The following is a 23,303-nucleotide window of genomic DNA, read 5'->3' as shown; positions in this document are numbered from 1 at the left end:
AATCAGAGTATTAGTTGGAACATCCTGCAATCTTAATCAGGGTGAACGGGGAAGTTATGTCTGACATTTTGCTTGAACAGCTTTTAAAGCCGTTGGCTGAGTTTTACGACCATGCAGATGTTGTCGAGGTGCGTATGAGCGAGCCTCAAAAGATCATTATTGAACGACGTAATCTTGAGAACAGAACGGGCGAGCAGGACGCGCCCAGACTAACACATTTTCAGCTTGTGAAAATCTGCCGTGCGCTGGCCTATTCAAAGGGTCTGCGGTTCTCAGAAGATGAGCATCCCAAAGTCTCAACCACCTTGCCCGATGGGCACCGCTTTGAATGTTTGATGGGAGCTGCCTCATCTGGTCATCTGTCGTTGTCCATTCGCTGCAAGCATCCTCATAAGATCTCCTTTGCCAATATGGGCCTTGACGATGAGATGGTTGATTTCATCCTGAACGCGCTTGAGCGGCAGGCCAATATTGTCATTTCAGGGGGAACGAATACCGGCAAGACAACCCTGCTCAACAAGCTGTTGTCCCACTTGCCGCAAGAGCGGCGCGTCGTCAGCGTTGAAGATACGCCTGAGCTTGAGGTTGATCGGTTTCGTGATGGTGTCGCGCTTTTTGCAGCTCGTGACGCCAGTCAGGGCATTGGCCTGCAGAGCTGGCAGCAGCTTTATGAGCATATGATGCGGATCTCTCCTGAAAGTATTATTTTTGGCGAGATTTCTACCCAGAACGCCTTCAATGCGCTGAATGTATTGAACACCGGAGCGCGGGGCTGGATGTGCTCGGTTCATGCCGACCGGCCGGAAATGGTCAGCGCAAGGTTCCAGGCAAATATCGATGCGTCCGGGGAGAAGTTGGATGCCGATTACTTCATGAGACAGATGGTGGATCTGGTCATCCACATCACCCGTGATCTGAGCGGAAAACGCAGCATTACCGATATCTGGGAAATGAAAAACGACACTTACGTCATGCGTAATGGCGAAATTCTAGATCGGGAGATGGCGGCATGATGCAGGCAATTTCTCTTTTCTCCCTTGTCGTTATCATAGGCGGAACACTGACGAGCTGGTATGTTCTGATGGGCTTTGATCCCTTAGATCCACGCTGGTGGGTCTGGATCGTTGATTATTACAAGGCCACCAAGCAGTTCCCGAACGATATCGCCTATCCGTTTTATGCCAGCAGTGCAGCGGGCGCGCTTGTTTTACTCCTTGGCCGGGTCATTCTTGCCCGCGCAGGCGTCTCCACACTCTCAGGCGATCATGGATCAAACAGCCTGCACGGATCGGCTAAATGGGCCACCAAAAAGGATATTAGTCGGTCGGGACTGCTCAATGATACGGGCATCGTTGTTGGCGGTTTTAAAGGCAAAACACTGCGTCATGACGGGCCTGAACACGCGCTGGCGTTTGCTCCAACCCGGTCCGGTAAGGGTGTCTCGCTTGTTCTTCCAACCCTGCTCTCATGGAGAGAGAGCGCGATTGTCCTTGATATCAAGGGCGAGAATTACGCGCTCACAGCAGGCTGGCGGGAAAGTCAGGGCCAGAGGGTTCTGTGTTTTAGCCCTGCCTCGATAGAGGGTTCACTGCGCTACAATCCGCTGGAAGAAGTGCGCATGGGATCGCTTCATGAGATTGCAGATTGCCAGAACATTGCCTTGATGATCATTGACCCGGACGGCAAGGGCCTGAAGGATTTTTGGATGCAGGAAGGTTACGCCTGGCTTGCAACTGCGATCTTGCATGTTCTTTACCGCATAATGATCAAAGAAGGCCGCACAGCAACACTGGCAGATGTGAAGGGCTTTATGTCCGTTGGTGATGAGGATCTGGATGATCCCGTTCGGCAGGATCAGGGAAATTCAGAGCAGCAGCAAGACGAAGATAAGAAATCACCCAAGCCAAAAAAAAAGGGCGCACCCAAATCGGATGATGACAGCTTTGAACGGCTGCTGGTTGATATGGAAAATTTCAAGCACGGCCGGAAGCTGGTTGATGACGAAGTGCGCATCGGGGCATCGCGGATGCGCAAGCGGGCGGGTGCGGAGCGCTCAGGTGTTCATTCTACCGGGACCAGTCAGCTTGCTGTCTATGCAGATCCAATCGTTGCAAAAAACACCTCTGATTGCGATTTCCGTATCAATGATTTGATGAACGGGGAAACGCCAACCACTCTTTATCTGATCATCCCACCTTCGCAAATTGAGCGGATGCAGCCACTTTTGCGTATCATAATGAACCAGATCCTCTCCCGATTGACGGATAATATGGAGTTCGAAAACGGGGCGAGCAAAAAGCATTACTCTCACAGGCTTTTGCTTTTGATGGATGAGTTTACCGCCATTGGAAAACTGGAAATATTTGAAAAAGGGCTGGCGTATATGGCCGGTTACGGCCTTAAAGCGTTCCTTATCATTCAAGACCTCACCCAGCTTCACAAGGTTTACGGCAAGGAAGAAGCAATTACCTCAAACTGCCATGTGCGTGTTGCCTTTGCTCCCAACCGGATTGAGACGGCAAAGCTCCTGTCTGACATGAGCGGCAAGACCACTGTTGTTTCCAAAAAACGCTCTGCAAGTACCGACATGGATAAGGTTGGAACGCGGATTTCAGAGAGTATTTCAGAAGTGGCACGGCCTCTCATGACTGCAGATGAGTGCATGCAAATGCGCCTCATAGGAACGGGGGGCAAAGGCAAAAGAGTTGCTGCAGGAGAGATGCTGGTGTTTGTCGCCGGTCATCCAACAATCTTTGGAGAGCAAACGCTGTACTTCGAAGACAAAGAGCTGTTGAGACGGGCGCAAATTCCGCCCCCATCGTCCTCGCCTTTGCTGCCTGCACAAGAACCGCAGAAGGGTCCTGCCAGCAACCCCGCAAAAGCTGATCCTGAGCCGAGCGATCACGTTCGCAAACAAGCCATTTTATCACGCATCAGCGCTGCTGCAATGCGTCCATGAGCGAGGGAGAACAATCAGATGAAGATCTTAAATGCAGAAGGGCTGGCACAAGAAGGATTTGTGCTCATTCGTGCACTGTTGGACAAACGGATAGAAGGCGGGGAGAGCTTAGCACTTCAAGTCGCTGAAGCGTTACACAATATCCCTGTTCGCGAGAATGAGTTCACGGAACAAATGACCGTTGAACGGGTGTTGGAACTTCAAGTTAAACATCCGGAACACAAACAATTGCGAAATCTCATGCGTTGGGTCGAGGGCGAGCTTCCAATTGTGAGGGAAGTTGCTGCTGCAAAGAAACCAGCAGAGGTAATGCAAACTGAAGAACTGATGGTTGTTGAACCAGTCACTACAGACGAAAAGCAAAGCCTGTTGAAGCGCTTTGCCAAGTTTGCAACACGGAATCTGTGATGAACCAGCCTGAACCTGTAATCCTGATTGATGACCAGGACCAACGAGATGTTGAATCGCGCACGATTGTTCTTCTGGCGGAGGCTGGCCTCAATCCTGCTGTTGATCCTGATCTTGCCGAAGATATGGGCGCGTTTGAAGATCACGCTTTGGATTTTGCCGTCTTGCTTGACCAGAACAGCACAGCAACCGGCGAGGATGAGCAATGACAGCTTCCTCTCAAATCCGGGAGTTTCGTGAGAGCGTTACCAACGAAATCCTGACCCGCCTCGGGCAAGGTCTTGCCCCGTGGCACTCAGAGCAGACACCCACACCAGAGCGCGAGTTACCTTACAGTCCTGGCGAGGGGGAGCGGTATCGCGGCATCAATGCCCTTTGGCTCGATATGCAGGGACGTCAGGACCCGCGCTGGCTCACATTAAAGGAAATTGCCAATGCAGGTTTGAGTGTGCGGGAAGGCGAGAAAGGCGTTCTGGTTGAGCACTGGCAATTTACAGGTGTTGAGGCTGGACAAGCAGTTAAACTTGAGCGACCGGTGGTTTCCTATCCGAGCGTTTTTAACGGCGAGCAAATTGAGGGCCTTGCAGCTTTTGAGCAAAAGCCCCGCAGTCTTGATCCAGTTGAGCGCGCTTCGCGCCTCCTTGCGCAAAGCGGCGTTACTGTTGGTGAAAGCGCGAGCGACAAAGCCGTTTATATGGCGGGTGAGGACCAGCTTGAGTTGCCCGCTCAAAGTGCCTTCAAGAACGCCAAAGACTATCACAGCACTGTGCTGCACGGTTTAACGCAGGCTACAGCCCATGAAACACGCCTTGCACGCGAAACCAATCCCTTTGGGGCACAGCAACATGCTCATGAGGCGTTTCGCGCTGAGATCGCCTCCTATCTCGTTTGCCGGGAGGTTGGACTTTCTCCAGATCCGTCCAGTCACAGTGCTTACGCGCAGCGCTGGATGGAGATGATCAGCGAGGATCGCAACGTTTTGTTCCGGGCAGCGCGAGATGGTGAGGTGATGCGCACATGGGTGATGGAACCTGAAAAGCGCCTGGACCTGGAACGCACTGCACATCTCCGCGCACAGCTAGCCTGCAAGGATCAGATCATGGAACCGGTCAATGATAAAACTCAGCACCTTTTGAACTCACTGGACCGCTCAGCAAATCGTGACGACAATACAGATAAATCACTGTCTTTGCAGCCACCCAAGCCCGGCCGGACTTATCTTGTCGTGCCCTTTGAAGACAAAGACCAGGCCAAGGTGCTGGGTGCCCGTTTTGATCGCAAGACAAGCTGCTGGTATGCGCCAAATGAAGCCGCTCTTGAAAAGCTGGCTCACTGGAAGGTCAATGAGGCTCCAAAATCCTTAGGCCGAGCGGATATTGAAAAAGAGTTTACCGCGTTCCTGACGGTCTCGGGGGCTGAGCTTGGCAAAAAATCGCTGGTGATGGATGGCAAGTGGCACCGTTGTTATCTCATCGGGGAGAAGGAATCGAACGCCTCTTACTGCGTTCATACAGATGGTGTTCCGACCGGGTTGCTTAAGAACTTCAAAGGTGAGCTGGAAAAATGGGTTGGCACCGGCCAGAAGGTTTCCAAAGAAGAGCTTGCAGCTCTTAGCGCACAGGGACAGCTCAAAGCAGCAGAGCGCGCGTTAGAGCGTACCAAGGAGCAGGGCAGGGCAGCAAAACGGGCCTACGGGATCTGGGTCAACTGCAAAACGTGGGCGAACCAGAGCAACTGCGACTATTTGAAGAACAAGGGCTCACGGGGCTATGGCGTCAAGCTCGATGGCGAAGGGCGCATGATTGTCCCTCTTCGTGATGAGAGCGGCAGGCTTCAGTCTTTGCAATTTGTTGGTACCGACAAAAAAGCCTATTTGACGGACGGGCGAAAAGAGGGGCTGTTCCACACAATAGATCCTCAAGGGTATTTGCGGGACGGGTCAAAACTAAAAGCCACAGATACGCTTGTCATTGCAGAGGGCTATTCCACCGGCAGTACAGCTCATGTCATCACCAACAAACCAACCATTGTTGCTTTTGATGCTGATAATCTGGTCCGTGTTGCTAAGGTTATTCGCGAAAAATATCCGCACGTTACAATCTTGATTGCTGCCGACAATGATCACCACCTTCCCCAAAAGCAAAAGCCTCTTCCAAACAAGGGGCTGGTTAAGGCTGAAGAAGCTGCAAAGGCCACGGGCGGTTTTGTTATCACACCGCACTTTGACAAAGTGGAACAGCAAAAAGGTCTGACGGACTGGAATGATATGGAAGCCTCACGCGGGATTGATGCGACAGCGCGTGAGTTTATCAGCGAGGCCAAACAGGTCATGCCGCGCAAAGAGCAGCGTTTGGTGCAAACACCAGCCCAAACCCAAGCTGCGGTTCAGGCCCAGATCCAGACACAAGATAAATCCGGAAACAAGAGCCAGATCCAAAGCCTGCCGCTGGCAAAAGAGCAGCGCCGTGACCAGGTGCTTGAACAAGCGCAAACCAAAGAACAGGAAAAAGAGATCGTCACAGAGCGCGCGCAGGCGAAACCGCGCTCCCAAGCTCAAGGCCAGGAACAAGGAATGGCGATGTGAGCAAGGATAAATCTGCGACGGGTAAATCTCGCTACGCCCGTTCTCACCTCTCGCCACTGAAGGAAGGGGCACGGGTTCCTGTGAAGGCGCATGTTCTACCAGTACTCAAAGCACAGCTGAAAAATGAAGCTGAAGAGCGCACAATGTCTGTTTCCCAGCTGGTGGAATACATCCTCAAACACCGAGCGGTGCCAGATATTTCCGCGCGTCAGAACTTTCAGGGTCTTTTGAAGATCAATGCAGATATTGCCCGTCTTGGGAACCTGTTTGATGAGGCGTTGAAGGATCCTGTTCAAATGCATCACCATGTTGAAATGAGCAAGCTTTTGCAGGAGCTGCGGGATTTGCAGGGTGTTTTGAAGACACGGGCGCGGGAGATCAAGCTGTGATCGCCAAGGAAGCGCTCAGCAGGCGGGAGGGCAAATTTGCCACTCTCGCCACCTACATTGCCGGCGCAAAAGACAAAGGCGAAAAACTGGATGATCTTTGGGTTGTGGGCTGCAATGCCGGCACACAAAAGGATGATCTGGATCTGGTGATCAGCGAGGTCGAGGCGTCCCAAAACCTCAACACACGCGCAAAAACCGCCAAGAACTATCATCTCATCGTCTCATTTGGAGAAGAAAAGCCCTCACCTGATCAGTTGCGCGAGATTGAAAAGGAGTTTGCTGCAGCACTGGGGTTTGAAGAGCATCAACGTGTTGTGGCAACGCATAAGAATACCGACAATTTCCATATGCATGTGGCCTATTCCAAGATCCACCCGCAAACCGGACGGATGCACAGTCCCTGGAAGTCCAAGGAAACGCTTTTAAAACTCAAAGCGGAGCTTGAGAAAAAATATGACCTGAAGGTCGATAATGGATTGGAAAGTGTGAAGGAAAACGCCAATTCGAAAGCGCAGGATCATGAGCGCCATACCTGGGAACTGTCGTTTTCCTCCTATGTGAAAGAGCACAAGGAAAAGCTTCTGGAGATCCGGGAGAAATCTCAAAGCTGGGATGAGTTCCAAAAGGGAATTTCTGATTACGGCGTGGAGATGAAAAAGCGCGGCAATGGTCTGATTTTCAAGGATATGGACGGGGAGAATGCGGAAAAGGCCAGCGCGGTAGATCGCAAGTTTTCCAAAAAAGCGATGGAAGACAAGTTCGGGGTGTTCCCGCAGCGCGAGCAAAAAGCAGAGCAAACCCAGTCTCAAACCCAAACTCAAAGTGAACCGTCTAAGGACAAGTATGAACGTAAACCCGTTGACCCCAAAGCGCGCAAATCCAAGTTCTGGCTAAAGTATCTGGGTGCGCGCAAGCGCGGCCGTGCGCGTAACTGGCGCGGGTATCTGCAAACACAAGCTCCAATGCACAAGGAAGCGGCGGAGTTGATGAAGGCCCAAAGCTTGTTTTTCTCCCTGTTAACCGGCGGCAGAGGTGGCGGCGGTGGCAGGTCCAGTTGCAACCGGCAAAACCGGAATGATCATGCCCGCGCCAAAAACGAGTTTTTTCTTGCCGTTGCCCGCATTGAGACCAAGGAAGCCAAGCAAGCAGGAGCCTGGTGGGACAAGAATGAACAACGTTGGTTTGCACCCAACTTTGATACTTATCGTGACTGCGCCAAATGGCACAAACCGGCCACTTTGCAAGAGCAAAGCGCAGCAGGTTTTGAGGCGGCTGCCAAGAAGTTCGTCAAGGAACAGGGCGGCGAACTTAAACACGGCATGATCATGGATGGTCTATGGCACCGCACCAAGTTTGAAGATGCAGATACAGGCTTTTACCGCGCCTTTGCGCAAGGGGTGCCCTGCGTTGAAATCGTGAAGGCGGATCTGGATGAAAACGATACCCGCAATGTATTGGAACTCAAAGTCGATGCCAACCTGAAGGAATCGGGCCGCGAAGGCTTGGTGTGGCGCGATCAGGCTCTTGGTGACGCTGAACTTGATAAAATCAATACCATCAACGAGGAGCGCATTCGCGATATGCGCGCACGGCAAGCTTATGTGGTTTGGAATAATCTCAGCGTTAGCCCGGATCACAGTAATTGCTCTTACCTGGCTGAGCAACAAATTGCGGCTTATGGAGTTGGCCTGGATGCAAAAGAGCGCATCGTGGTTCCACTGCGCGACATAGAGGGCCAGTTGCATTCTCTGCAGTTTGTTGACGGCAATGGAGATGAAGGATTGCGCGGGGCGAGAACGAGCGGGCTGCTGCACATGTTAGGTGCGCCCGATCCCGGCAAACCAAGCGAACTTTCAAAAGAGGATGATACGGTTCTCATCGCGCAAGGGTACGCCGATGCCGCAGCCTTGCATGAGCTGACAAAACGGCCCGTTGCCGTGGTGTTTGATGAGGAAAATCTATTGCTTGTTGCGCAAGACATGGCGCGCAAGAACCCTGACAAAACAATCATTATCGCGACAACAAGACAGGATCAGGTCCTTGAACGTGAGGACGTCAGGGCGCAGTTAATCAAGCCGGTCATACGTCAAAACGAGAATGGAATTGAGAAAATGGGTTGGAATGACTGGTTTAGATCAGTTGGTGAACACAAAGCCATTCAGGATCTTGAAAGCCAACACCGTACGATCGTGAAAGACAGCAAGCAAAAACAGCAGCAGGAATACGGCATGGAAAGATAACAAGGTTCGTGAAGGAAGTCGTTCGCTTTAGCCCTGTGAGATTACCAACTTAATTGGTGCTTGGTTGTGGGAGCCATTGTTCAAGCGCAGCAACGGCAGCGTTATCAGGGGCATACCAGCGCTTGGAGGTCCAATCAAACTTTGCGCCCAGAGCTTTGGCCTGGTCCTTTTGAACATAGGGAACATTTAACCAGACAGGTCCAGAAGATTGTGGTGCTTGATCTTCTTTCCGTTCTGGTGTGATGGGGCTTTCTTCAACTGGATCAATCCTGGGTGGCTGGACTTTGAAGGGATGCCTTTTGCTGGCGTAAAAGCTGGTGAGGAACTCCTGTGGGACTGGATCGATATGGGCAGGAGCGCCGCCATTATCTGTGAGCTGGACAAGTTCATCGCGGCGCAGCTCAGAGGGGGGATGCGAACTGGTCAAATTGGCATAAACACCAGTGATGGCTTCCTCATTGGTGACGAAGGTGTTGAACAGGCTTGCAAGGCCGGCTTCTCCCAGCAGCGAGAACGCATAACGGTCGGCTGCATATTCCTTGCTGGTTGAAAGGGTTTCTGAAAACGAGAACAAGCCATTGTAAAGCAACATGACGAGGATATGAATCGGGCGGGTGATCAGGTTTACGATTGGAATAAAGGAGAGGAACTCGAAAATCGGCGTGAAGATCCGTACAGGGAACAACAACAGATCGTAATATAGATTTTCCCGTGCATCGCCATTGCGTAAATGCCCCAGTTCATGGGCGGCAACCCCGGCAAACTGCTCAAAGCCATCTGCGCTTTTGCGCGCATGTTTTAAAAGGCCGGTGGTGAAGTAAATCCGGTTCCTGCCATAGGCTGCCGCATTGATTTGAGCGCTATCCTTCACCAGCCATTTTGCATTTGGCAGCTTCACGCCATTGGCCTCGGCCTGAGCCTGCAGGTAGGCTTTGACCGGGTCAATTTGTGTAAGCTCGCGTGCTGAGGGGCGGCGGCTTCCAGCGCGCATATCCAGCACACCTTCAATCAGACCTGGAATACTCAAAAGGGCCATTGGGAACAGAAAGGTTGCAGCAAAGCTCAAAGCGAACCCCAAAGGGCCGTTTAGTTCTTTTGGAACATCGTAGAAGAACTCCGCAAAGTCCAAAATGATGCACAGTGAGGTGAAATTGACTGTACTGCCAAGCGCAATCAGAAAAGCAAAGTACAAGCCCCGAACCAAATCAATCTTTAATGTGCTGAATAACCCGAACATAAAACAACCCTCTATACTACTTAATATATTATAGATTACACGTATATGTTGCAAGTTAATATTGATGCGTCAGGCATGTAAAACTAGTTATAATTCATTTGTACTTCAATTCATCTTAAGTAAAGTCATAACATGAGAAGTAATCGAAGGTATGGCACCTTAAATCTTAAGGCAGTTACCTTGATCATCCAGCATTGTAAATGAGCTGCCTTACTCGCTGAAGAGCGGTAAATGTTAACCAATGTTAACACAGTGGCACGTGCCATTAAGTGAGCATTATCAATAATTTGGCGGAAGAATAAAACGAAGTTCAAATTTTCCATAAAGCTCTGGATAACCGGATGCAGGCCGCACTCAGCCGCGAATACGAGTAGAGTTGATACTCGTTTCAAGTGTAATATTTTCATGGATTTTATTTGGTGGCTTTGTGATTCATCTACGGGAGTATTCTCGCGTTAAAGACACAAACACAGCAAGCAAACATCAATAAAGGAAGAGAAACAGGCGGACATAGTCCATAAAAAAGTAAACCCTGGAAGCCAGAGGCAACCAGGGAGCACAACATAAAACCAATAGAATAAGCACCTACGGTTTTATGTTGTTCTCCCAAAAATTGCAAGAGTGAAGAACGCAATAGTTTTTGCGAACGGGATTTTTTACTCTCAATTCTGCTCAAAGCTTCCGTTTGTAACGGAAATTACGACATGCATATTGAAGCGGCACGGCCGCAAACCCCGACAAAAATAGTCGGAATCGGTAACACATCGCGCCAGCAAAATGAGATGGCTGAAGAGGCTGCAAAAGACTTTGTTGGATTGCCGGACGGGGTGAGCCACTGGGATGTGCTCTCCTTGTTGAAGCGGGCGAGGCTTGCAATGAACATTACAGGCGCGCTGATTTCCTATCTGGAGTTTTTGATGGGTTTTACGCGGCTGCAAGATTGGCAACCTGGCAGCAGTCCAATTGTCTATCTGACCGTGAGTGCGGCCGCGAGCCGGCGCGGGATCAGTGAGCGTCAGGTTTTAAATATTGAACGTGCGCTCAATCGCCTTGGATTACTATGCTGGCATGACAGCGGCAACAAACGTCGATACGGCCACAGATCTCCAAGTGGGGAACTGAAGGAAGCCTATGGCGTTAATCTGGCACCACTGGCCGCTCTCTATGAACGCCTTTTGGATTTGGTTGAAGGCCAGGAACAACGGGCGCTGATCTGGAAGCAGGAAAAAGCAGGGGTTCAGATCCACAAACGTGTTTTGCGCGAACGCCTCACCTTGAACCCCGGCCATGCGGCTGCAGACCAGGCAATGAGCCTGCTGAAAAGCCTTCCAAAACGGGTTGAGGCGCGGGTGACAATCACCCAGCTGGTTCAGTGGAGCCAGCAGATGAAATCACTCATCGAGGCGTTCGAAAAGCCCGCTACTCCTGATGGTGAAACAACCCCAAACGGGGCTAGTACCCAACATCCAGGCGAGACTAAAACAGCACCCTTGAAAGAGCGGAAAACCGCCTTTGGTGGGAAGAATACTTCCGACAGGTCGGAAATTAATTTCCGACACATAAATACAAACAATACAAAACAATCACTTTCTAACGAAAGAAGTAATAGGCGGACATTGCCTTCCGGCAACGACTTGAAATCTCCCTTAGCCGCTAACGCGGAAATGGCTCTTGAGAAAAGAAAGCATGGAAGCGCCGCCCCTGCACGGAACGTGTCAACGACTTTGAGACAGTGGCATTTGGACTTTAAGCTTGATTTTCTTTCTCTGGCTTTGGTGGATTGATCCAGACGGCCGTCGGGATTTGAGGTGGTTTTGGCGGTTTTAGTACGAAGCGCTCGGGTGTACTGATGAACGCAGCCTCGAGAGTTGCTTGGCGTGCGGCATAGACAGCCTCGGCCTGTCCAAAGTGGACCTGATCAGGGGTCATGAGTCCGATGCCTGCATGATGGTGTTGTTCGTTGTACCATGCAAAGAATCTGCGGCAAAAGTCGCGAGCTTGCTCGATGGTTTCAAACTTCCTGGGGAATTCGGGCTGATATTTCAGCGTCTTGAAGTGGGCCTCTGAGAACGGGTTGTCGTTTGAGGTATGGGGTCGGCTGTGGGATTTGAGCACACCAAGATCCACCAGCATCAGAGCCGTTGTCTTTGCCTTCATTGGCCCGCCACGATCGGCATGCAATGTCAACTGATCGCGTGGAACAGCATGCTTTCCCATCGCATCCATGAACAGTTCCTTGAACTGGCTGGCGCTTTCGGCCTGCTCAATGCGCCAGCCAACAACACGGCGGCTGAAGATGTCCAAGATGACATAGAGATAGAAGTAAGACCATTTCACCGGGCCCATCAGCTTGGTAATATCCCAAGACCAGACCTGATTGGGAGCTTCGGCTAGAAGTTCCGGCTTTTGATAGACAGGGTGCGTGCGCTGACGGCGACGCTCAATGACTTCGCCCTGAGCGGCCAGTATCCGATACATCGTGCGGATCGAACAGAGGTAGGTGCCTTCATCCAGCAAAGTGGCGAATACCTCGGTGGGGGTCTGGTCGGTAAACCTGGGCCCACACAGATGGTCCAGTACCCGAGCCCGTTCATTTTCCGGCAAGGCACGCGCTGAGGGGGGACGTGGCTTTACCGCGCGTGGCGGAGCAGCCAATGTAGCGCGATGGCGAAAAACGCTTGCCCGCGACAAAGAGAGCGCGGAGCAAACGGCTGAGGTCAGGCCGCTGCCTGAGGGCAGAGCAATCGCGACGGCCATCATGACTTGCCGCTGCGCTCTGGCGTCTGCTCCATCTCGTCCAACAATGTCGCCACTTTTTTTTGGATTGCAAGGATGGCTTCCGCCTGGTCCAGACGCCGCCGTAGTGCTGAAACTTCACGGTTAGCCTTGGACAGTTCGGCCTGTAATGGGTTGGCGGGTGCTTTTTGTGGGCCACGTTGACGCGGCTGCAATGATCCCAATGAGCCTGCAGCGCGCGCCCGACGCCAATCCGTTAGCGCAGAAGAATAAAGCCCTTCGCGCCGTAGAATGGCTGTAACACCACCTGTGTCTGCTGCTTGGTCCGTCTCGTCCAGAATGCGCAGTTTGTATTTGGCTGTGAAACTTCTCCGCTTAGGGATAGCGGTCAACTCGGCTGTAGGCTGCACTGGCGCTGTCACCATGCGGGTTGGCGGTGGCGGGGGCACAATATCATCAGGTCCAGTATCGGGTGAAAGCGGTGTCTGTGAAGGCATAACCATGGGTTCGTTCTCCTACGCCATCAAGTGTAAACTTTGGCCAGTGGAATGTCTCACACTTATTGGCACGGAGGGGCAGGTCAACACCTGAAGGAGCTTGAGGGAAGACCCAAGTTGCTTCCCCTTCCCTCCCCTTTGCCGCCTTCAGCACACGCAAATTATTGCAGCTCCGGCATCGAGCACATCACGCTCAAGCAAGTTCTGGCCTGTGCCAGCCTCATGCTGCGCGACATGATCCGCAATGCCTCAAAACCGGGTGGATCTGACTGGGCTGCTGTTGTTGAAGCGGCACAGCTGGCAGCTGGTTATCTGGGGATCTCCGCCCCTGCATGGCAGGAAGCCTATAGCAAACTGGGAGCAAGTGCGGCCGCAACAATTGTCGTGATTGCCGAGCGCAGAAGCACCGATCCGAAGACAACGATCAACTCATATGGTGGTTTTTTACGGGGCTGTTTAGCCAAGGCCGAGGCCGGGGATCTCCATCTTCACAAATCTGTTTTTGGACTGCTCAGCAAGGGAAACCTTGATGAATAACCCTGTCAGAAATCGGCTGTGTTGCCGCTGGTCGCTGTTATGGACAAAGGCGTTAAAGTTCATCAAACTACTGAATTTATTACCTTTTTGCGTGAAGTTTACGCTGAAAATCCTAGTCCTGAGTTCACACAGAAAGGATACAACAGAATGAGACGAGAAGGAGAAAAAGCAATGACTGGTGCCACTCAACACATACTTGGTGATGACAGAGTTCGGCAATTAGCACAGGAATTCACAAGAGCTATGGCACAGGACGGAAAGCTCTTATTTCCGGCAAATGCGATGCTTGGGCATCGAAACAGGATCGAAAGCAGAGCCCAATCGCTAGGGGCCGCGATCACGGCGGAAGGTTGCGAGGCAATGGTACTGGCCTGTTACGCGAATTACCCTTCCACGCCCAGGGAAGATACCGTTGAGATGATCCAATTAGTCGATATGTTCCTGACCAATCCAGCAATAAAACGTCATCGCAAAAAGTGCTTCCCGCATAAGGCAAAGGATTGAACCAATGAAGAAATACGTCTCTCTTATCGCAGCCTCAATGCTGCTTGTGGCCTGCCAAACCACAGCCCCTGTCACCGATGAAAACCCACCAAGGGCAACCAGTCAAAAAAGTGCCCAGCAAGTCTCAGCTTATCTTGCCAAGGAGTTCCGTGAGCAGGGGTATGAGATTAAAACTCAGTCCAGCAAAAAGGTGATTGCGACCAAGGTGATGGATCCAAAAACCGAGGGGCAGAGATACTATGCGGATCGCTCAACCGGGCTTCCCCATCATAAGCTGAAAGTGGAGTTCGCGAAGACAAAAGACGGAGTTGAGGTCATAGGTTGGACTGGAATACTCATGAATCCGGGAACCGCGAAGCAGTATGATTTTTCCGTGGTATCGTCAGCAGATGGCCAGCGATTGCAGGGCTTGCTCAATAAGGCTGCTCGATAATGACGAAATCGAAAGAAAATCGTGCGGAAAGTTTTGATCTGCTTGTGGGGCACAACTTGAGGGTGAACTTCAAACCGATTTTGTAAGCCACAAAACCCACCCTAGGCCCTATGGGCACATAGCTGAATGAGGATGTTAACCCCACTCGAATTAATGTCGGTAGGTCAATAGGATACGGTCATGTGAGTATATTTTACACGTATCCTCAACAGACCCCATGTAGACTGTGGTTTAAGAAGCTGACTGACTTCTTTTTTCACGTGAAGGCGGGGAAAATTGGTTACCCAGGAGTAGGGAAATAGTTTTCCTGAGCTAGGGGTGATGAATGACCATCTAAGTAACGTATATCGAAGTACCGTATCTTCTAAGTAGCGGAATGAACGAATATACAGGTAGGGAAAAATGTTGCCCCACCATGACGCCCTAGCGAACTTGTTTGAACCTCGTGATCCATCTACTGTTAAGTTGAAAGCGAGGTTGCAATGACACAAGCAAACAAGGAAGTAATTCCTTTTACTGGAACTGCAGGTACGAAGAGTAAAAAGCAATCATCCACAGAGAGGATCTGGGGGAAGGATGTGTGTTCCCATGGATATGCGGGCGTACCCTCAATCCTTATTAGGTGCCAACAGCGTTTGGGGCTGAACCCTACCCAGATGAACATAATTCTTCAGCTGTTGAACTATTGGCATGATCCGCGACGCAAGCCATTTCCGCGAAAAAAAGAGCTTGCTGACAGAATTGGCGTTACACCAAAGACAATTCAAAACAATATTAGGGCTTTGGAAGTTGCTGGATTGATTAGGCGCGAGCAACAAAAAACAGCGGCAGGTGATTGGGGTAGCAATATCTATCATCTCGATGGGCTAGTCGAAAAGGTGAAGAGCTTCGAGCCAGAGTTCACAAAAGAAAGAGACGAGAGAAAGGCTAAGAAGGAAGAACTTGAAACGCCAAAAGGTAAGCGCAAAAGTAGTTGAAAAATAATTTACCCCGGCCGCGTGCATAAGCAGAGACGGTACCGGGGTGTACAACACTTATATACGCTAGGTAGGGAAAATAATCAAGGCAATGTGTGAAGTGCTGCAATATCAAGGGTTTGAGACTGCTTTGTCACTGGAGAGGTTCGGTCGTTACCTAGAGTGGGCAGGTGGTGATAGAGAGAAGGCAATCTTGTTGTATTCTCTTAATACTCGGATCTCGGAAGCTTTTTATCCATCTCTGCAGATGTTGGAAGTGTCGTTACGTAATCGTATTCATACAGTAATGACAGACTTATATAATAATAGATGGATCTTTGATGAAAGATTGATTTTGAATGCTCGCCATCAAGAACAAATAGCTAGTGCTCGAGAGGATATAAAAGAGAGCAAAAAAGAGGAAACTCCTGACAGAGTTGTAGCTGAGCTTACTTTCAGTTTTTGGACCGCCATGTTAGGTCCAAGTCATGACGCCCTCTGGAATCAAGGGCTTCATAAAATTGCAAAAAAAGCTGATGGCAAAGGTCTTCGTCGTAAGGATTTGTCTTCTCCCCTTACTCCGATCCGGGTACTACGCAATCGCATTGCTCACCACGAACCTATAATCGCTTGGAACTTGAGAAAGCATCACAGCAACATACAGAATATTATTCTCTGGCTTTCTCCTGCCGCCCATGACTGGTGCAACGACCACTGCCGTTTTAATGCTGTTTATCCTACCCAGCGAATTGAGCTTATCAAGTGAAGCTACGAGCTAGAGGTTCCCATTACTCGCTTTCGACCCCTCTAGAGCACCAATAAGAAATAATCGCATTACGTGACATGCCACGGCGTCAGACCATGCTTTTCGCTGTAGGCCCCATCGGAAGGTTTGTGCGTAGAATCCAGTTAAGGAGGAACGTACGTATAGCGAACAATGATATAGGACCACGCAATAAAACTGTTGCCGAACAACAGGTTGCAAAGACGAGGCATTTTAAGCCAATTTATGATCTTGGGCAGGCAACTCTACCTGTCTCAAAATCGACCGTTATAGAGGCATAAGCCGCCGAGCCTTGCCAAGTGTCAAAATGACCCGTTATTGTGTCTCTAAACCTGTCTTTTTACGTTCTCCGTCCTAAAACTGACGTTAGACCTTTAAGAGAATTTAGACCAGCAGCAAGGTTTCTCATTTGTTCTCCCTTAGCGGGATCGTACGCACAAACCCCCCTGTGTCAGGGATGTTGTCCGCTGTTCTATTTTTCTCTATTTTAAGGTGGGCGGGATAGGAAGATGACGTGGGATATTCACCGGAACGAAAAGCGGCAGTGCTTAAGCGGATGCTGCCACCGGGCAACATAGCCATTCGGCAGTTGTCGCGCGAGGAAGGGATTTGCGAGGCGACGCTCCATAAATGGCGGGCTGAGGCGCGCGGCAAAGGCCAGCTTTTGCCCTGCGCTGACACGAGCCCTGAGGGATGGTCCTCGCGTGATAAGTTTGCCGCTGTGTTGGAAACGGCGGCGTTGAATGAGGCTGATTTGGGCGAATACTGCCGCAAGCGCGGGCTCTATCCGGCGCAGATCGCTGCATGGCGGGTCGCTTGTGAGCAGGCAAATGACTGGGACCGCGCCAGCACTGCGCGTCTTGGTCAAGCGACGAAAGAAGAGAAAAAGAAGGTTAAGGATCTGGAACGGGAACTGGCCCGAAAGGAGAAAGCTCTGGCTGAGGCTGCTGCGTTGCTTATTCTCAGAAAAAAGGTCTCAGCGATCTGGGGGGGCGCAGAGGACGCATGATCAGCACCCCAGATCGCACAACCGCAGTCGCTCTGATCAACGAGGCTGTCACCGCTGGCGCACGACGCCTCATGGCCTGCGCAGAGCTGGAGATCAGTGAGCGGACATTCAGGAGATGGACGAAAGACGGCCAAATTCAGCCCGATCAGCGGCCTATTGTGCCGCGCCTGGAGCCAGCTAATAAGCTCAGCGAGTATGAGCGTGCCGCAGTGCTGGAGGTCTGTAATTCAGAGGAATTCGCCAGCTTGCCACCCAGCCAGATTGTACCAAAACTGGCCGATCAAGGCCGATATCTGGCGTCTGAATCCAGCTTTTACCGCATCCTGCGCACAGATGGTCAGCAGCATCACCGTGGCCGTGCCAAGCCTCCTGTACGGCGCAAACCACCCACCAGTTATCAGGCCAGAGGGCCCTGCCAGGTGTGGACATGGGACATAACCTGGATGCCCGGACCGATTGCGGGCATGTTCTTCTACCTTTACCTGATCGTGGACATTTTCAGCCGGAAAATCGTCGGCTGGGAAGTGCATGAGCGAGAGAGCGCAGAACGAGCTGCTGAGCTCATCGAAAAGGCGGTGCTGGCCCAGGGCTGTGTTCTGAAACCTCTGGTCCTCCACGCAGATAACGGCAGCCCAATGAAGGGGGCTACCATGAAAACAACGATGGAAAGGCTGGGCATTACAGCGTCCTACAGCCGACCACGTGTCAGCAACGACAATCCCTTTTCAGAAGCGTTATTCCGAACCTGCAAATACCGCCCTGACTGGCCCTCCAGGGGATTTGCCACAAAGGCCGATGCGCAGGCGTGGGTAAAATCCTTCGTCATCTGGTATAACAGCGAGCACTTGCACAGCGCGATCCGCTTCGTTACGCCAGACGCGCGCCATGCAGGGCAGGACCGAGCAACGCTCGATAACCGTGCCAGGATTTATGCAAATGCACGTGCGCAAAAGCCAGAACGCTGGTCAGGAAAAACACGCAACTGGCTACCTGAAGGACCCGTCTGGCTAAACCCGGAACGCGAAATCAGCGGCACCGAAATCAGAGACGCTGCATGAAATTGGCGGACAACTTGTTTGACAAACACCGAAACCTTCCGACTGGGCCTATGGCGATGAAAGGCTTCTGCCCGGTTGTTCAGGCCCTCTTGCAAATAATATTCGGATGCCTGCTATTTGGGTAAAGCGAGAGGTATTCCAGTGAGCGGTGATTTCAAATGGCGGCATTATCGTAGTGAAGTCATCCTGTGGGCTGTTCAGTGGTATTGTCGCAACGGGATTAGCTATCGTGATTTGGAAGAAATGCTTGAAGAGCGCGGTGTGGATGTCGATCACACTACGATCTACCGCTGGGTTCGAGAGCACCAAAAAATGTGGGGCAGCTGTTGATTGTCGAACTTTTCTTGATATCGAAACGTTGTGGAACTGCTTGTTTTCCGCATGCTCATCTCATGCTGCAAACCCGGACACGCACGCTGGATGGCACACTGCGCACAAAGTTCCTGCAATGGTATCCCAGCATGAAGCCAGACGGGGAAGCAAAAATGGCAGCCTAATTGCCCCACGCTTTGTTGTACTCTCCCTAGTCAGCGAACAAACCCCGCGATGGCGTCTACTCTCCAAAAAAGGGCGCCTCAAAGGGCGCCCTGATCTGTTTAAGCGTTGGAAAGCTTGGCTTAGAAGCCCATGCCGCCCATACCGCCCATTCCGCCGTCCATAGGAGGCATTGCAGGGCCGTCAGATTTTGGCATTTCAGCAACCATTGCTTCGGTTGTGATCAGCAGGCCAGCTACAGATGCAGCGTCCTGAAGGGCAGTACGAACAACCTTAGTTGGATCGATGATGCCAGCTTCAATCATGTTGACGTATTCTTCGGTCTGCGCGTTGAAGCCGAAAGTTTCGTCAGCAATGTTGTCCTGGATCTTGCCAACAACGATAGAACCTTCAACGCCGGAGTTTTCAGCGATCTGGCGAAGTGGGGTTTCAAGAGCGCGAAGAACGATCTTGATACCAGCTTCAATATCAACGTTGTCAGAAGAAATCTTCGCAACAGCAGCTTTTGCACGAAGCAGAGCACAACCACCACCTGGTACGATACCTTCTTCAACAGCAGCACGTGTTGCGTTCAGGGCATCGTCGATGCGGTCTTTTTTCTCTTTAACTTCAACTTCAGTTGCACCACCAACGCGGATAACTGCAACACCACCGGCAAGCTTAGCAAGACGTTCCTGCAGCTTTTCACGGTCGTAGTCAGAAGTAGTTTCTTCGATCTGAGCTTTGATCTGAGCAACGCGTGCTTCGATGTCAGCTTTAACGCCAGAACCGTCAACAATAGTGGTGTTCTCTTTAGAGATGTTCACCTTGTCAGCAGTGCCGAGCATTTCGATAGTAACGTTTTCCAGCTTGATGCCGAGGTCTTCAGAAACCACAGTACCACCAGTCAGGATAGCGATGTCTTCAAGCATTGCTTTACGACGGTCACCGAAACCTGGAGCCTTAACAGCAGCAATTTTCAGGCCGCCGCGCAGTTTGTTAACAACCAGAGTTGCCAGTGCTTCACCTTCAACGTCTTCTGCAATGATGAGCAGCGGGCGGGAAGACTGAACAGCGCTTTCAAGGATAGGCAGAAGTGGCTGTAGGTTGGTCAGCTTTTTCTCGTGCAGGAGAATAAGCGGCTTTTCCAGGTCAGCAATCATCTTTTCAGCGTTGGTCACGAAGTAAGGTGACAGGTAGCCGCGATCGAACTGCATGCCTTCAACAACTTCAAGCTCAGTCTCAAGAGACTTAGCTTCTTCAACGGTGATAACGCCTTCGTTGCCAACACGCTGCATTGCTTCAGCAATATCCTGGCCGATCTGAGCGTCGCCGTTAGCAGAGATTGTGCCAACCTGTGCAACTTCGTCGGTAGAGGAGATTGACTTAGAACGTGCAGTCAGATCTGCAACAGCAGCTGCAGTTGCCATGTCTACGCCGCGCTTCAGGTCCATTGGGTTCATGCCAGCAGCAACGAACTTTGCACCTTCTTTAACGATAGCCTGCGCCAGAACAGTCGCAGTTGTTGTACCGTCACCAGCGATGTCGTTGGTTTTGGAAGCAACTTCACGCACCATTTGTGCGCCCATGTTTTCGAACTTGTCTTCAAGTTCGATTTCCTTCGCAACAGCCACACCATCTTTGGTGATGCGTGGTGCGCCGAAAGATTTGTCTAAAATAACGTTACGGCCTTTAGGACCGAGTGTTACTTTTACAGCGTTTGCAAGGATGTCTACACCACGGATCATTTTGTCGCGGGCATCAGAGCCGAATTTGACTTCTTTAGCAGCCATGGTTTTGTCTCACTTAAATTCTTGAAAAACAGAAGGGATCGTAGGGTCTCAACGAGGGCTTGGAATTAAGCCAGGATACCCATGATGTCGGTTTCCTTCATGATCAGCAGGTCTTCGCCGTCAATCTTAACTTCGGAACCGGACCATTTGCCGAACAGAACGCGGTCACCAGCTTTAACGTCGATAGCGATGAGCTCACCATTGTCCATGCGTGCACCAGTGCCAACAGCGATAACTTCGCCTTCCTGTGGCTTTTCTTTTGCAGTGTCAGGAATGATGATGCCACCAGATGTTTTTGCCTCAGACTCAATGCGGCGAACGACAACGCGGTCGTGTAGTGGACGAAACTTCATAATCGTTTTTTTCTCTCATGCGCAAGCGCCCCCAGGAGGCAGCGCCCGGACGCGAAGGTTAATAGGTAATGCTCTAATCTTTATGGTCTCAAGCACTCCCAAAGGCAGAGTGCTAACAATCGACAATTGATGTAGTTTCCCTTTTTTTGTCAAGGAGAGTTCGAAAAAATATAGGAGGATCGGAGTTAGGGTTCGTTCCAACAAAGGTAATGGAATGGACTGCTCCTTCCCGGGACGTAGGGCTGAGCGGAACGACAGACCGTCATAAGAGGCGATTTTTGCAAAAGTCCTGAGTTTTGAAATGCTGGCGATGAGACTGAAACTTAAGGGATATTTTGATGCAAAACATATATGCGAAACGATTTACTTATGCAGTGTGTTTCGCATGGCTCCGCAGAAAGTACGGCGCATGATCTATTACAGTTTAACCAATTGAAAACTGTACGACATGTTCTTGAGCATATATCGTTATGTAGCTGTTTGGTAACAGTTATTTTGCTGTTCTATGTCCATATATCCTTATCCTCTGTTTACATGATGTCTGCTGAAATTTCTTATGACGGGCTACCGTTCCTCTCAGCCCTACGTCCCTGGTTCAGCGTGATTTCGGTGTAATCTGGATCAAGGGTGAAGTTCTGCGTACCCAGCACATAGGCAAAATCAACATATTGATCTTCGCCTATCCCGAATCCACCATGCTCGAAAGGCGTATTCCATTTTCTGGGGCCTTTGAAGAGGTCGTCGTCAAAAAACTCTCCAAGTTTTAATGTCACCGAACCGTTTGCGTTTAGTTCGGCAAGTTTGGACGGCATTTTTTGCGAAAGAAAGGACTGAAAATCAGTTTTGTGGTCGCCATTCAAAAGAGCCTGAATGCCCGGTAAAAAACCCGGGTCAATCAGCCGCCCAAGATAGGTGTCCTCAAACACACTAATCTGGGGTACGTAAACCGTTACCGCCCCGGCATGATTAAACGTATACCGATCATTCAAACGACCGGTATTGTAAAGATCAGTCACAGCCCTTGAAGTTAAATCTGTTACGCTGTCAACCCGATATTCAGTTCCGCCAATATTTACAAACATATGCTTACCTACCCAAATCTTGCCAGATAAATACCACAGGAATCAAAAAAAGCCCAACCAGTTAGCCGTTTAGTGTGGGGCAACTGGTATGAGTACCTAGTTTCTACATTCCAAGCATGCTCTGGCCTGTAATATAAAAATAAGGGGCCATTGCCGCGATCAAAGGAACTCAGATAAACCGCATTTTCATCTGCTTTTGCCTGAAGCCAATTATCTGGAATGCCCACAGCGATTTCCTCGCCACGATCTCTTGCCACCTGCACCGTGGTGATCTTCACTTGGTCTTGCTGCACATCTGGATAGATCTCATGAAAAAAGGAACGCACCAGTGTTTCTTGCTGCGCGAAAAACGGCGGACCGCTCCAGCACACTCGGCTATCGACAAAAAACGCCCCATAAATCAGCGCTGGAAATATCCCAAAGATCAGCAGCAGATAGGTAAGTGTTTTTGCCAGACGCCGGAGCCAGCGATTTTTAATTCGGCAGAACATGCGGCTTTTCCGATTTTGCAGCTGGTTTTTGAAGTGTTTTGTCAAGCAAGGAGATTTCCAGCATGGCTCTTTTATGGGGGCCACTGTGCCAGTCCTGAAGTGTTAAAGTCAATTCAGGGTTGACCTCTAACGCTTGCTTTACAGCATCAGATACCATTGCATAGACCACAACTGAAACTGGTTGCAAGTTCAGCTTACCCGCCTCTGTTTCCTTGGTTCCTGCACCTGATGTAGTGTTCTCAACATATTGAATATGAAACTGGCGGAGTAATATTCCAGGCATAACCAGACGTTCGATCTCAGCGATTGGTTGCGGTCTTATGTCCGCGCTTTGGTTCATAATCCAGACGATCTCCCCTAAAACTTCGGCAAAAGTTTTGTTTGACACTGGGTCTATACTGGTTCCTTGGGGTGTATTTTCGTTCTTCATTACGTTCCACCAATAGGTCTTACTCAAACTGAGCCAACAGGTTGTAAATTTGCAATACTCATGCTGCACGCTAAGCCAGTCAAATCAATCCAACTCAATGTCAGACAGTAATTCTAGGTGCTGTCACGTTAAGTTGAATTTGATCGCAAAACCCAAACTGGCGCACTTCATACGTCCATCATGGCAGCCACTTACCATTGAGCAAAGGCGTTAATTCGATGAAGGTGGGGTGGGTTGAGGATACATGTAAAAACCGGTCACAACGGCATTTCGACGGGCAAAGGCGCAGGAGAAATAGCGTCCTTTCAGACTGACCTAGTTCCAGAAAGCTTGGTAGAGCTCATTTTCC

General features: G+C 50.5%; 20 protein-coding genes and 2 pseudogenes. 15 read left to right on the top strand and 7 right to left on the bottom strand.

The window, feature by feature from the left end:
• Nucleotides 1-56: 56 nt before the first annotated feature.
• From BLS62_RS29885 to traI, 7 genes are read left to right on the top strand one after another with little or no spacing between them, the layout of a single operon-like run.
• On the top strand, nt 57-1,013 hold the full coding sequence (locus BLS62_RS29885; RefSeq protein ID WP_093191371.1) for an ATPase, T2SS/T4P/T4SS family: 957 nt from the start codon (nt 57-59) through the stop codon (nt 1,011-1,013).
• Nucleotides 1,010-2,959 carry a type IV secretory system conjugative DNA transfer family protein gene (locus BLS62_RS29880; RefSeq protein WP_208991306.1) on the top strand — a complete coding sequence of 650 codons (1,950 nt, stop codon included), beginning with the start codon at nt 1,010-1,012 and terminating at the stop codon, nt 2,957-2,959. The genes BLS62_RS29885 and BLS62_RS29880 overlap by 4 nt, the downstream gene beginning before the upstream one ends.
• 18 nt (nt 2,960-2,977) lie before the next feature.
• Nucleotides 2,978-3,367 carry a hypothetical protein gene (locus BLS62_RS29875; protein WP_093191366.1) on the top strand — a complete coding sequence of 130 codons (390 nt, stop codon included), beginning with the start codon at nt 2,978-2,980 and terminating at the stop codon, nt 3,365-3,367.
• Nucleotides 3,367-3,576 carry a hypothetical protein gene (locus tag BLS62_RS29870; protein ID WP_093191362.1) on the top strand — a complete coding sequence of 70 codons (210 nt, stop codon included), beginning with the start codon at nt 3,367-3,369 and terminating at the stop codon, nt 3,574-3,576. Before BLS62_RS29875 ends, BLS62_RS29870 begins: the two co-directional genes overlap by 1 nt.
• On the top strand, nt 3,573-5,951 hold the full coding sequence (locus BLS62_RS29865) for a zincin-like metallopeptidase domain-containing protein (protein ID WP_093191359.1): 2,379 nt from the start codon (nt 3,573-3,575) through the stop codon (nt 5,949-5,951). Before BLS62_RS29870 ends, BLS62_RS29865 begins: the two co-directional genes overlap by 4 nt.
• The gene (locus tag BLS62_RS29860) at nt 5,948-6,340 is read left to right on the top strand and encodes a hypothetical protein (RefSeq protein WP_093191356.1); all 393 of its coding nucleotides are present in this window, start codon (nt 5,948-5,950) and stop codon (nt 6,338-6,340) included. The genes BLS62_RS29865 and BLS62_RS29860 overlap by 4 nt, the downstream gene beginning before the upstream one ends.
• A complete protein-coding gene (traI, locus tag BLS62_RS29855; protein ID WP_093191353.1) occupies nt 6,337-8,580 on the top strand; it encodes a TraI/MobA(P) family conjugative relaxase in 2,244 nt (747 codons plus the stop codon). Before BLS62_RS29860 ends, traI begins: the two co-directional genes overlap by 4 nt.
• A gap of 49 nt (nt 8,581-8,629) precedes the next feature.
• Here traI and BLS62_RS29850 read toward each other — a convergent pair whose 3' ends face one another.
• Nucleotides 8,630-9,817, bottom strand: coding sequence for a M48 family metalloprotease (locus BLS62_RS29850; protein WP_093191350.1), 1,188 nt, complete (start codon nt 9,815-9,817; stop codon nt 8,630-8,632).
• A 704-nt stretch (nt 9,818-10,521) separates the two neighbouring features.
• Between BLS62_RS29850 and BLS62_RS29845 the strand changes: the two genes are divergently transcribed.
• Nucleotides 10,522-11,601, top strand: coding sequence for a helix-turn-helix domain-containing protein (locus tag BLS62_RS29845; protein ID WP_093191347.1), 1,080 nt, complete (start codon nt 10,522-10,524; stop codon nt 11,599-11,601).
• Here BLS62_RS29845 and BLS62_RS29840 read toward each other — a convergent pair.
• Nucleotides 11,564-12,948 (bottom strand): annotated as a pseudogene (locus tag BLS62_RS29840) (IS3 family transposase); the annotation flags it as partial. The gene BLS62_RS29845 and the pseudogene BLS62_RS29840 sit on opposite strands and share 38 nt — an antisense overlap.
• A gap of 153 nt (nt 12,949-13,101) precedes the next feature.
• On the opposite strand from BLS62_RS29840, the gene repC reads away from it, so the two are divergent.
• From repC to BLS62_RS29800, 7 genes and pseudogenes are all read left to right on the top strand, one after another.
• Nucleotides 13,102-13,587: a replication initiation protein RepC gene (repC, locus tag BLS62_RS29830; RefSeq protein WP_093191344.1), complete on the top strand. Its 486-nt coding sequence runs from the start codon at nt 13,102-13,104 to the stop codon at nt 13,585-13,587.
• 18 nt (nt 13,588-13,605) lie between these two features.
• Complete coding sequence (locus tag BLS62_RS29825) at nt 13,606-14,091, top strand: hypothetical protein (RefSeq protein WP_093191340.1); 486 nt, start codon at nt 13,606-13,608, stop codon at nt 14,089-14,091.
• A 4-nt stretch (nt 14,092-14,095) separates the two neighbouring features.
• Entirely contained in the window at nt 14,096-14,524 is a 429-nt protein-coding gene (locus tag BLS62_RS29820; protein ID WP_093191337.1) for a putative periplasmic lipoprotein, read from the top strand.
• Between the two features lie 482 nt (nt 14,525-15,006).
• Nucleotides 15,007-15,501 (top strand): helix-turn-helix domain-containing protein, encoded by a 495-nt coding sequence (locus tag BLS62_RS29815; RefSeq protein WP_093177166.1) that lies wholly within the window; start codon nt 15,007-15,009, stop codon nt 15,499-15,501.
• Nucleotides 15,502-15,592: 91 nt separating this feature from the next.
• Complete coding sequence (locus BLS62_RS29810) at nt 15,593-16,246, top strand: Abi family protein (protein WP_093177169.1); 654 nt, start codon at nt 15,593-15,595, stop codon at nt 16,244-16,246.
• 574 nt (nt 16,247-16,820) lie between these two features.
• A protein-coding gene (locus tag BLS62_RS29805) for an IS3 family transposase (protein WP_208991317.1) occupies nt 16,821-18,331 on the top strand; the annotation gives its coding sequence in 2 pieces (ribosomal slippage) (nt 16,821-17,241 and nt 17,241-18,331; 1,512 coding nt in all).
• Nucleotides 18,332-18,472: 141 nt separating this feature from the next.
• Nucleotides 18,473-18,631: pseudogene (locus BLS62_RS29800) on the top strand (IS6 family transposase); the annotation flags it as partial.
• A 317-nt stretch (nt 18,632-18,948) separates the two neighbouring features.
• Here the strand turns inward: BLS62_RS29800 and groL are convergent.
• The 5 genes from groL to BLS62_RS29775 form a co-directional block, all read right to left on the bottom strand.
• Nucleotides 18,949-20,598, bottom strand: coding sequence for a chaperonin GroEL (groL, locus tag BLS62_RS29795; protein ID WP_093191332.1), 1,650 nt, complete (start codon nt 20,596-20,598; stop codon nt 18,949-18,951).
• A 65-nt stretch (nt 20,599-20,663) separates the two neighbouring features.
• Nucleotides 20,664-20,951 (bottom strand): co-chaperone GroES, encoded by a 288-nt coding sequence (gene groES, locus BLS62_RS29790; protein ID WP_093191327.1) that lies wholly within the window; start codon nt 20,949-20,951, stop codon nt 20,664-20,666.
• A 554-nt stretch (nt 20,952-21,505) separates the two neighbouring features.
• A complete protein-coding gene (locus BLS62_RS29785; RefSeq protein WP_093191321.1) occupies nt 21,506-22,033 on the bottom strand; it encodes a hypothetical protein in 528 nt (175 codons plus the stop codon).
• An 8-nt stretch (nt 22,034-22,041) separates the two neighbouring features.
• Entirely contained in the window at nt 22,042-22,569 is a 528-nt protein-coding gene (locus BLS62_RS29780) for a hypothetical protein (RefSeq protein WP_143521643.1), read from the bottom strand.
• Entirely contained in the window at nt 22,508-22,954 is a 447-nt protein-coding gene (locus BLS62_RS29775) for a toxin-activating lysine-acyltransferase (protein ID WP_093191312.1), read from the bottom strand. The genes BLS62_RS29780 and BLS62_RS29775 overlap by 62 nt, the downstream gene beginning before the upstream one ends.
• Nucleotides 22,955-23,303: the final 349 nt, after the last annotated feature.

Origin of the sequence: Pseudovibrio sp. Tun.PSC04-5.I4 (genome assembly GCF_900104145.1) — a bacterium.
Taxonomy (GTDB): Bacteria; Pseudomonadota; Alphaproteobacteria; order Rhizobiales; family Stappiaceae; genus Pseudovibrio.
The sequence above is the reverse complement of the archived record's forward strand: the minus strand, read 5'-3'. Positions and strand labels throughout refer to the sequence as shown.